Origin of the sequence: Arthrobacter sp. 2YAF22_2 (genome assembly GCF_052114645.1) — a bacterium.
Lineage (GTDB): Bacteria > Actinomycetota > Actinomycetes > Actinomycetales > Micrococcaceae > Arthrobacter.
Genome location: NZ_JBFRFD010000065.1, coordinates 1 through 9,936 on the forward strand (window position 1 = coordinate 1; position 9,936 = coordinate 9,936).

Genomic DNA, 9,936 nt, shown 5'->3' on the forward strand with positions numbered 1-9,936 from the left:
CCGGTGGCTATGGTGGAATGACCATGGCCACCGGTTCTGTTTGGCCGGTCCTTTTGTGGCCTGTTTGAAGGAGTGACATGGCAACCCGCCGTCCCAAGGTTCCCCGGGCCGCCCCTGCGGCCTCGAAGTCTTCGGCCGCCGGCCAGGGGGAAGCCGACGGCGGCGATGTCATCAAGGCCGACTTCGGCGGCTCCCGGCGCGGAACCGGTCCGGACGTCCCGCCAACCCGGAATGGCAATGCACCGTCGGCCGCCGTCCCAGCCGAGACTAGCCGCCGCGCCCCCGCAGGGACACCGGCGGGAGCGGCACGAAGCGCCGCCGGCGGGCCCGCCAAGGCAGCCACGGGCCACGCCGGCAACCCCGCCGGCGAACCGGACGACCTCGGGCCCGTCCCGGCGAAGGCCTTCTCCGGCCGCATGCTGGCCCTGGGCCTGGTGATGGTCGCCATCACCATCATGCTGGCGCCCACAGTCAAAATTTTCGTCGAAAAACGCGCCGAAATCTCAGCGTTGCAGGCAGACATCTCAGCCCAGCAGACCAAGCAGACAGACCTGAAGCGCCAGCTCACGCGCTGGCAGGACCCGAACTACGTGAAGCAACAGGCCCGCGACCGGATTAACATGGTTATGCCCGGCGAAACCGGCTACTGGGTTTTCGGCAGCGATCTGCCTCCCGGGACGAGCGGTGCCCGCACCGCCGAAGGAACTGCCGCAGACCCGGCCAATCTGCCGTGGGTGGATTCCCTCTGGGAGTCCATCAGGCGGTCGGCAACAGACTAAGAGCGGCGCCCGCCGCCGGACTACCGCCATCCGGTAGTCCCCACAGGGCAGGAAGGTGCCGCACCAGTGGACCAGAACCGAATGGATGATTCCCCGGCGGATAATCCCGTCAACGCCGGCCCCGCCACGGCGCCGGCGGATTTGCGCCGACCGTCGGCCCAGGATCTGGACGTGCTTAGCCGCCAACTCGGCCGGCCGGTCCGGGACGTGGTCGAAATCCCCGCCCGCTGCGTCTGCGGCAACCCTCTGGTGGCGGCCACCTCGCCGCGGCTCAGCAACGGCACGCCGTTCCCGACCACCTTTTACCTGACCCACCCGGTCATCACCGCCGCCGTGTCCCGGCTCGAAGCGGCCGGGCTGATGAATGAGATGAACGAACGGCTCGGCGCCGACGCTGCGCTGGCTGACGGCTACCGGGCCGCACACGAGGCATACCTGCTGTCCCGGGCAGAAATCGGCACCCGGGCAGGCATCGGCGACGTACCGGAGATCGACGGGATCTCCGCAGGCGGCATGCCCACCCGCGTCAAGTGCCTGCATGTCCTGGTGGGGCACTCGCTCGCGGCCGGTCCCGGCGTCAACCCGCTGGGAGACGAGGCGATCGCCGGCATCAGCGAGTGGTGGACCCGCGAACGCTGCTATTGCGACGGCGCCTGGGACACCGGAGGAGAAGCCCCTTCGCAGGACCTGAGCCGGCACGGCCCGCAGGGGCTTCCGGACATCGTCGGGCGGCCGGCCCCGGTCCGGAAGTCCCGCACCGCCGCGGACGCGGACGCCGACGCCGACACCGGAGCCGGCCAGTGAGCCGCGTGGCCGCGATCGACTGCGGCACCAACTCCATTCGACTGCTGATCGCGGATGTGGCCGCCTCCGACGGCGCGCCACGGCTCATCGACGTCGTGCGTGAAATGCGCGTCGTCCGCCTGGGCCAGGGTGTGGACGCAACCGGCGAATTCGCCCAGGACGCGCTGGACCGCACCCTTGAGGCCACCCGCGACTATGCCGAACTGATCCGCAGCCACGGTGCCGGGCAGGTCCGCTTCGTGGCGACGTCCGCCACCCGGGACGCCCGCAACCGGCAGGTCTTCATCGACGGTGTCCGCGACCTGCTCGGCGTTGAACCCGAGGTGATCAGCGGTGACGAGGAAGCAGCGCTGTCCTTCGCCGGGGCCAGCAGCGTCCTGCCCTCCCGCGGCAAGGAGCCGGTGCTGGTGGTGGATTTGGGCGGCGGCAGCACGGAGTTCGTGCTCGGCGACGCCGACGGGGTCATTGCCGCCAAGTCGGTCGACGTCGGCTGCGTCCGGATGACCGAACGGCATTTGCTGGGCGACCCGCCGACGGCGGAGCAGATCGCCGCGGCGGAAGCGGACGTCGACGCCGCGATCAGCCGCGCGGCCCAGACGGTGCCGCTGGCCCGCGCCACCGCCCTGATCGGCGTGGCAGGTTCGGTCACCACGATCACCGCGCATGCCCTGAAGCTGGCCGAATACTCGGCGGAGGCCATCCACGGCACCGAACTTGACCTGGCCACGGCCAGGGAGGCGTGCACTTCCCTGCTCGAGATGACCAGGCAGGACCGCGCCGCCCTGCCGTACATGCATCCAGGCCGCGTGGACGTGATCGGCGCCGGCGGCCTGATCTGGCGCCGGGTGCTGGAACGGATGTCCGCCGCCACCGACGGCCGGATCACGTCGGTCCTCACCAGCGAACACGATATTCTTGACGGGATTGCCCTGAGCATCAGCTAGCCTTACGCCCGGACTGGCGCGACCCACCCCTGCGGTTCCCATTTCCTTCGGTTCCCGACGGCGGCAGTGCCGGGCGGGGCAGCTCCGTGCCGGGAGGGCAGCCGCCGCCGACCGCCTCGCCCATAAAGCGCCGCGCCCTTAGACACACCGCCGATTGGACCCGAATGACCAGAGCAACAGCCCGGCACCGCCGGACCGCCTCCGCGTTACTGGCCTTGGCCCTGGCCGGCGGCGGCAGTGCCACGGCAGCACTGTACGCGCCACCCGCGGCCCACGCCGATGCCACCAGGGACAAGGAATACTGGCTGACCGAGTCCGGCATTACCAAGGCCTGGGAAGTTTCGAAGGGCGCCAATGTCAAGGTCGCCGTAATTGACAGCGGCGTGGACGGCAAGCACCCCGACCTCAAGGGTGTGCTGACCGGCGGAACGGACGTGTCCGGAGCGGGGGCCGCCGACGGCCAGAAGAGCATCGGCGCCAAACCCGAGCACGGCACCCTGGTGGCGACCATGCTCGCCGGCCGCGGGCACCAGCCCGCCAGCCCAACTGACAGCCCCAGCCCCACCCCGAGCGCCTCTCCCAGCCCGGGTCCCGGCCCGGACGGGATCGTGGGCGTGGCGCCGGAGGCCCAGCTCCTCTCGGTGTCCACCTGGCTCGGATCGGCCAACCCGGGCGGCAAGAGCGACCAGGACCAGATCCCTGCCGCGGTCCGCTGGGCCGTGGACAACGGAGCCCGGGTCATCAACATCTCACTCGGCAGCACTTCCCCGGAATGGCCGCAAAGCTGGGATGCCGCGTTCCTGTATGCCGAACAGAAAGACGTGGTCATCGTCGCCGCCGCCGGCAACCGCGTGGGCGGCAACGTCCAGGTCGGTGCCCCGGCGACCATCCCCGGTGTGCTGACGGTAGCCGGCCTGGACCGCAAGGGCGTGGCCAGCATCGATTCTTCCTCCCAAGGCATCAGCATCGGCGTGGCCGCACCGGCCGAGGGCCTGGCCGGAGGCCTGCCGGGTGGCGGCTACGCCGAGTGGGCGGGTACCTCGGGCGCCACACCCATCGTGGCCGGCGTCGCTGCGCTGATCCGCTCCAAATGGCCGGACATGTCGGCCCGCCAGGTCATCAACCGGATCGTCAGCACCGCGAAGGACGCAGGGGCTCCGGGCAAGGACCCGCTGTACGGCTTCGGCGTGCTTGACGCCGAGGCGGCGCTCAAGGCTGATGTTCCGGAAACCACGGTCAACCCGCTGGGATCGATCTCGGACTGGATCCGCGTGCACCGGCGGGGCAATCCCGTCAGTTCCGAGCCCGCGGCGCTTCCCAGCCCTTCCAGTGCGGAACCGACCCTGCCCGAGGCGACCGTTCCGGTGGCGAAGGCTCCGTCGCCGGCCGACAGCGCCGTCCCGGCGATGGTGGTGCTGGGTTTCGGCGGCCTCTTCGTCTGTATCATCGCGGCGGCAGCCCTCCAGCTGCGGAGAGTGGTGCGCGGCGCCGGAGCGGGCCCGGCAAACCCGGAAAGCGGTGAGCCGGACGCAGTGGATTCGCATACCCCGGGGAGTTAGTGAAGATTTTCACAAACTGCGGTATTCTGGGACCATGGCATCCTCACCTCAGCTCCAGGACCGTCCCAGGGTACTCGTCGTCGGCGGCGGATACGTCGGCCTGTACGTAGCCCTCAAACTGCAGAAGAAGATCGCGAATGCCGGTGGCATCGTCACCGTCGTGGATCCGCTGCCTTACATGACCTACCAGCCCTTCCTGCCCGAAGTGGCCGGCGGAAACATCGAGGCGCGCCACGCCGTCGTCTCGCACCGCAAGCACCTCAAGCAGACCGAACTGATCCAGGGCCGCGTCCTCTCGATCGATCACGCCAACCGCACCGCAGTGGTTGCACCCGCTGACGGCGGCGAGAACTTCGAGATTCCCTACTTCGACGTCGTGCTGGCCGCCGGTGCCATCACCCGCACCTTCCCGATCAAGGGCCTCGCGGACAAGGGCATCGGCCTGAAGACCATCGAGGAAGCCGTTGCACTGCGCAACAGCGTGCTTGAGCGGATCGAAACCGGCTCGCTGATGACCGACCCGGTCGAACGCGCCCGCGCCCTGACCTTCGTGGTCGTCGGCGGCGGCTTCGCCGGCATCGAATGCCTCACCGAAATGGAAGACCTGGCCCGCACCGCGGTCAAGAAGAACCCGCGCCTCAAGCAGGAGGAAGTCCGCTTCGTCCTGGTCGAGGCCATGGGCCGCATCATGCCCGAGGTCACCGCCAAGCAGGCCGACTGGGTTGTCGAGCACCTGCGCAGCCGCGGCATCGAGGTGCTGCTGAACACCTCGCTGGACAACGCCGAGGGTTCCCTGAAGCTGATCAACCTGCCGGACAAGACCCCCGCGCAGGAATTCGAATCCGACACCCTCGTCTGGACCGCCGGTGTGCAGGCCAACCCGATGGTCCGCTCCACTGATTTCCCGCTCGAGCCCCGCGGCCGGGTCCGTGTCCTTGCGGACCTGCGCGTCTCCGGCGACGAAGGCATCGTCGAAAACGCCTGGGCCGCCGGCGACATCGCCGCCGTCCCGGACCTCACGGGCAGCGGCCTGCCGGACGGCACCTGCGTCCCGAACGCCCAGCACGCGCTGCGCCAGGCCAAGCGCCTGGCCAAGAACCTCTGGGCCTCGCGCTGGGACAAGGAGCTCAAGGACTACAAGCACAAAAACCTGGGCGCAGTCGCCGGCTTCGGCCAGTGGAAGGGCGTTGCCAACATCAACCTGCTGGGCCGCATCGGCCTCAAGGGCCCGCTGGCCTGGCTCGCCCACCGCGGCTACCACGGCCTGGCGATGCCGACGGTCGAACGCAAGATCCGAGTCATCTCCGGCTGGTTCTGGACCCTGTTCCTGGGCCGCGACACGACCCAGCTGATGGACCTGGACAACCCGCGCGGAGCGTTTGTGGCCGCAGCGACCCCGGCTCCGAAGCCGGCTGCTGCCCCGGCCGCTCCGGCAGCCGCCAAGCCCGTAGAGGCACCGGCCAAGGAACCTGTCGCAGCGGACGCTAAGTAGGCCACGGCAGCCCCACGACGGCGGCCGTTCCCTTCCGGGGAGCGGCCGCCGTCGTCGTTGGTCTGGGTCCCGGGGAGGGTGGAGCGGCCGGCCGGGCGTCCGTCCCGCCTAGACTTGGGCCATGACTCCTGCCGAAAAGGACCTGAACACCCTGCTGGCGATCATGCGGCCAGTTGTCCGCGAGGGCGAGTATGTTTACGCCCTCTGGCCGCACGGCAAACCGCTGGAGGGCCACATCGCGGCTGCTGTCCGCGAGGCTGAGGGACTGACGGTGGTGCTGCCAAGGCCCGACGCCGACGCCCTGGGCCTGAGCTACGACTTCGTGGCCGCCTGGATCACCCTGCAGGTTCATTCCTCGCTGGAAGCGATCGGACTCACGGCCGCCGTCGGCGCCGCCCTGACCGAGGCGAAGATCAGCTGCAACGTGCTGGCCGGGTTCCACCACGACCACCTGCTGGTTCCGGCCGTCGACGCCGAGCGGGCGCTGGAGGTCCTCCATGAGTTGTCCGCAGGCAGCCGTTCGGCCAACGGCGGCGGACAGCTGCCGGCGCCCGCGCTGGTCCTGCGCAGCGAGCAGCCGGCGGACCGGCCGGAGCTCCTTGCCCTCACCGCGGCGGCGTTCGCCATCTCACCTGTCACGGGCCTGCCGGTCGACGGCGAGCCCGAAGAGGTCGAGCTGCTACGGCGGCTTTTCGACTGCGAGGAGTACCTGGCGGACTTCAGCATCGTGGCGGAGCTCGACGGCGAACTTGTCGGCCATGTGATCAGCACCCGGGGCTGGGCAGGAGACCTGCAGTTGCTGGGCCTTGGCCCGATCGGGGTGGCGCCTCGGCTGCAACGTCACGGCATTGGCTCGGCGCTCATGAAGGAGACCATCGACCGCGCGAACGCCGCGGGGGAGCGCGGCATCGCACTGTTGGGCAGCCCCGAGTATTACGCGCGGTTCGGCTTTGTGCCCTCCACCTCGCTCGGCGTGCTGGCCCCGGACCGGGCGTGGGCAGAGCACTTCCAGTTGCTGCCGCTGGCGCTCTGGCCGGGCGGCGTCAGCGGTGCCTTCCGTTACGCGAAGCCGTTCGGCGCTCCGCCGGCAGCGTCGTAGCACCCTTCGGCGGGATATTATGGGCCGGGCGCCCCAGTAGCCCAATTGGCAGAGGCAGCGGACTTAAAATCCGCGTGTTGTGGGTTCGAGTCCCACCTGGGGTACAAATTGAGGCCTGTTTTCCCTCGGCGGCAGCGGCGCGCCGGGCGACGTCGCCGGTAGCTGCGGGGCTGTCCGGCCCGTGACTTTGGCCGCCTTCACCGGCGCCGAACCTTCGACGAACCCCTTTGGGCGCGTCCGGCCTGGGCTTTTGACTTGCGGAATCCGGGCACATATGGTGGGGCAGTTCCTCTCGTACCCCCCAATGGCAGGGGAACGCCAAAAGACGCCCCCGTACCGCGGTCTCTACGACCGGTGCGGGGGCGTTCTTGCCGCCTCCGCACACCGAGCGCACCGGCTTGATTTCCGATATGCAACGAGTGTTATAAGGATGTGACCGAAGTCACTTATTTTCATGCGGAAATTGCACTAGCTTGAATCTAAATCAGGAACACCTGATCTTTCGCGTCAAAGGCCGTTCGCACCTTTAGATCGAGGAGATTCTCTATGACTTCACTCCCACAGGTGGCGCCGCGCTTCGCTAAGCTCACAGTGCTTAGCCTCGGCGTCGCCCTGTTGGCCACGGCGTGCGGCGGTTCGTCCACGCCGACGTCAACCGGTTCGGGTTCGGCTTCCGGCCAGGCCGCAGGCATCTCTTGCCCGGCCCCGAGTGCAACCGCCGGTGCCAGCACCTCGGCCAGCGCAGCTGGCTCTGTGCCCGCTTCCTCGACCACGACTGATACTCCACTCAAGATCGGCTCGCTGCTGCCGACCACAGGTTCCCTGGCCTTCCTCGGCCCGCCCGAAATCGCTGGCGTCAACCTCGCCATCAAGGAGGTCAACGACGCCGGCGGCGTGCTGGGCAAGCCCGTCGAGGTCATCCACCGCGACTCCGGCGACACCAAGACGGACATCGCCACCCAGTCCACCACCGCGCTGCTGGGCCAGGGCGTCAGTGCCATTGTTGGTGCCGCCTCCTCGGGCGTCTCCAAGACCGTGATCAACCAGATCACCGGCGCCGGAGTCATCCAGTTCTCGCCGGCCAACACCTCCCCGGACTTCACCACCTGGGATGACAAGGGCCTCTACTGGCGCACCGCCCCGTCCGATGTTCTCCAGGGCAAGGTCCTCGGCAACTACATGACYACCTGYGGCGCCCAGACGGTCGGCATGATCGTGCTGAACGACGCCTACGGCACCGGCCTGGCCAAGAACGTGCAGGCGGCCGTTGAAGCCGCCGGCGGCAAGGTTGTAGCCCAGGAACTCTTCAACGAAGGTGATTCCCAGTTCAGCAGCCAGGTGGACAAGGTCCTCGCGGCCAAGCCGGATGCCATCGCCCTGATCACGTTCGACCAGGCCAAGAGCATCGTGCCGCTCATGACGGGCAAGGGGGTCAAGCCCACCCAGATCTTCATGGTGGACGGCAACATGTCCGACTACAGCAAGGACTTCAAGGCTGGCACCCTGAAGGGCGCCGAGGGCACCATCCCGGGCACGTTCGCCAAGGATGACTTCAAGAAGAAGCTCCTCGCGATCGACCCGGCGCTCAAGGATTACAGCTATGCAGGCGAGTCCTACGATGCGGTAAACCTGATCGCACTCGCCACGGAAGAAGCCAAGAGCACCAAGGGCGTGGACATTGCCAAGCACCTGAAGGACGTGTCCGAGGGCGGGGAGAAATGCTTCAACTTCGCCTCCTGCGTCACCCTGCTCCGCAACGGTAAGGACATCGACTACGACGGCCAGTCCGGCCCCGTGACGTTCTCCGACGCGGGCGACCCGACGGAGGCTTACATCGGTATCTACCAGTACCAGGATGACAACACCTACAAGCCCGTCAAGGAAGAATTCGGCAAGCTGTAAGGCCGCATTCCACCCAGACACACAGAAGGCCCCCGTCCCCTCCGGACGGGGGTCTCCTGTTTGTCGGGGAGGGCAACGCTGTCGGGCGGGCGTCACGTACAGCAGACTATTGTCGAGCCGAGGAGTGCCCGACGCTGGCAATTCGAGGGCGCAAGGGATAGCCCGACCGATAAACCTGCGCGGAAACGTGTCGCGGCCGGCGGAGGGTGCTCGGTGAGACGATCGCTGAGAGCGACGGAGGCAGGTGCTTGCGAAAGCGCCGTTGTTGCGTTGGGCCCACGGCGGCAGGGTTCCCTGCCCGAGCTTGCGAGGGTAGGGGGCCGCCGGGGAGGAACGAGCGCAGGCGCCGAGCAAGTGGCTGCTTCCGGAGCGCGGTGGGACGGCCGACCGGAGGGTGGAGCCACCGCACACTCGCCAGCCACGCAGAAGGGCCGCCACCGGCTGGTGACGGCCCTCTGGGCAGCGATGGACGGACTAGTCGACGGTGTCGGCCAAGGTTCCCAGGTACAGCTGGATGACCTTGGGATCCTTCATGAGCTCCCGGCCGGTGCCTGTGTACGCGTCCTTGCCCTGGTCCAGGACGTAGCCGCGGTCGCAGATCTGCAGGCAGCGGCGCGCGTTCTGCTCCACCATGATCACCGAGACGCCCGCACGGTTGATCTCATGCACCCGCAGGAAGGTTTCATCCTGCTTGACCGGGGACAGGCCGGCCGAGGGCTCATCGAGCAGCAGCACAGCCGGATCCATCATCAGGGCCCGTCCCATGGCGACCATCTGGCGCTCGCCGCCGGAGAGCGAACCTGCACGCTGGGCACGGCGCTTGGCCAGTTCAGGGAACAGTTCCGCGACGAAGTCGAAACGCTCGGCGAAGTCCTTGGGCCGCTGGAACATGCCCATCTGGAGGTTCTCTTCGATGGTCAGGGCCGCGAACACATTGTTGGTCTGCGGGACGAAGCCCACGCCCCGGCTCACCAGCTTGTTCGCCTTCAGCCCGGTGATGTTCTGGCCGCGGACCACGACCGAGCCGGAATGCACCTTGACCAGGCCGAACATGGCCTTCAGCAGGGTCGACTTGCCGGCTCCGTTGGGTCCGATGATGCCGATCAGCTCACCCTTGCGGGCCTCGATGCTGCAACCGTTGAGAATATTGACGCCCGGGATGTACCCGGCTACCAGATCGGTGACCTTGACGACCGAATCGGCRTCGTACACGGGATTCGCGGCGGGCGCCGCACTCGTGGAGCTCATTCTGTGTCCTTCGCTGTGCTGGGCGGCTGCTCGCCGCGCTTCGGCTCTTCCCGGGTCGGCTCTTCGGCGCTGCGCCTGCCGTGCGGCGAACCGTGTGCAGTGTCCGCCT

General features: G+C 68.0%; 8 protein-coding genes and 1 tRNA gene. 8 read left to right on the forward strand and 1 reads right to left on the reverse strand.

Annotated features, from left to right (window positions below):
* Positions 1-77 precede the first annotated feature (77 nt).
* From AB4Y86_RS04505 to AB4Y86_RS04540, 8 genes are all read left to right on the forward strand, one after another.
* Positions 78-779, forward strand: a complete 702-nt coding sequence (locus AB4Y86_RS04505) for an FtsB family cell division protein (RefSeq protein ID WP_441400468.1) — start codon at positions 78-80, stop codon at positions 777-779.
* An 81-nt stretch (positions 780-860) separates the two neighbouring features.
* Complete coding sequence (locus AB4Y86_RS04510) at positions 861-1,583, forward strand: DUF501 domain-containing protein (protein WP_441400482.1); 723 nt, start codon at positions 861-863, stop codon at positions 1,581-1,583.
* Positions 1,580-2,527, forward strand: a complete 948-nt coding sequence (locus tag AB4Y86_RS04515) for a Ppx/GppA phosphatase family protein (protein WP_441400470.1) — start codon at positions 1,580-1,582, stop codon at positions 2,525-2,527. The genes AB4Y86_RS04510 and AB4Y86_RS04515 overlap by 4 nt, the downstream gene beginning before the upstream one ends.
* Positions 2,528-2,691: 164 nt before the next feature.
* Positions 2,692-4,086, forward strand: a complete 1,395-nt coding sequence (locus AB4Y86_RS04520; RefSeq protein WP_441400472.1) for a S8 family serine peptidase — start codon at positions 2,692-2,694, stop codon at positions 4,084-4,086.
* 34 nt (positions 4,087-4,120) lie between these two features.
* Positions 4,121-5,578: an NAD(P)/FAD-dependent oxidoreductase gene (locus tag AB4Y86_RS04525; protein WP_441400474.1), complete on the forward strand. Its 1,458-nt coding sequence runs from the start codon at positions 4,121-4,123 to the stop codon at positions 5,576-5,578.
* A gap of 121 nt (positions 5,579-5,699) precedes the next feature.
* Positions 5,700-6,677, forward strand: coding sequence for an N-acetyltransferase (locus AB4Y86_RS04530; protein ID WP_441400476.1), 978 nt, complete (start codon positions 5,700-5,702; stop codon positions 6,675-6,677).
* Between the two features lie 30 nt (positions 6,678-6,707).
* Positions 6,708-6,781, forward strand: a tRNA-Leu gene (locus AB4Y86_RS04535).
* Positions 6,782-7,223: 442 nt separating this feature from the next.
* A complete protein-coding gene (locus tag AB4Y86_RS04540) occupies positions 7,224-8,579 on the forward strand; it encodes an ABC transporter substrate-binding protein (RefSeq protein WP_441400478.1) in 1,356 nt (451 codons plus the stop codon).
* Between the two features lie 474 nt (positions 8,580-9,053).
* Here AB4Y86_RS04540 and AB4Y86_RS04545 read toward each other — a convergent pair whose 3' ends face one another.
* Positions 9,054-9,827, reverse strand: coding sequence for an ABC transporter ATP-binding protein (locus AB4Y86_RS04545; RefSeq protein ID WP_441400480.1), 774 nt, complete (start codon positions 9,825-9,827; stop codon positions 9,054-9,056).
* Between the last annotated feature and the right edge of the window lie 109 nt (positions 9,828-9,936).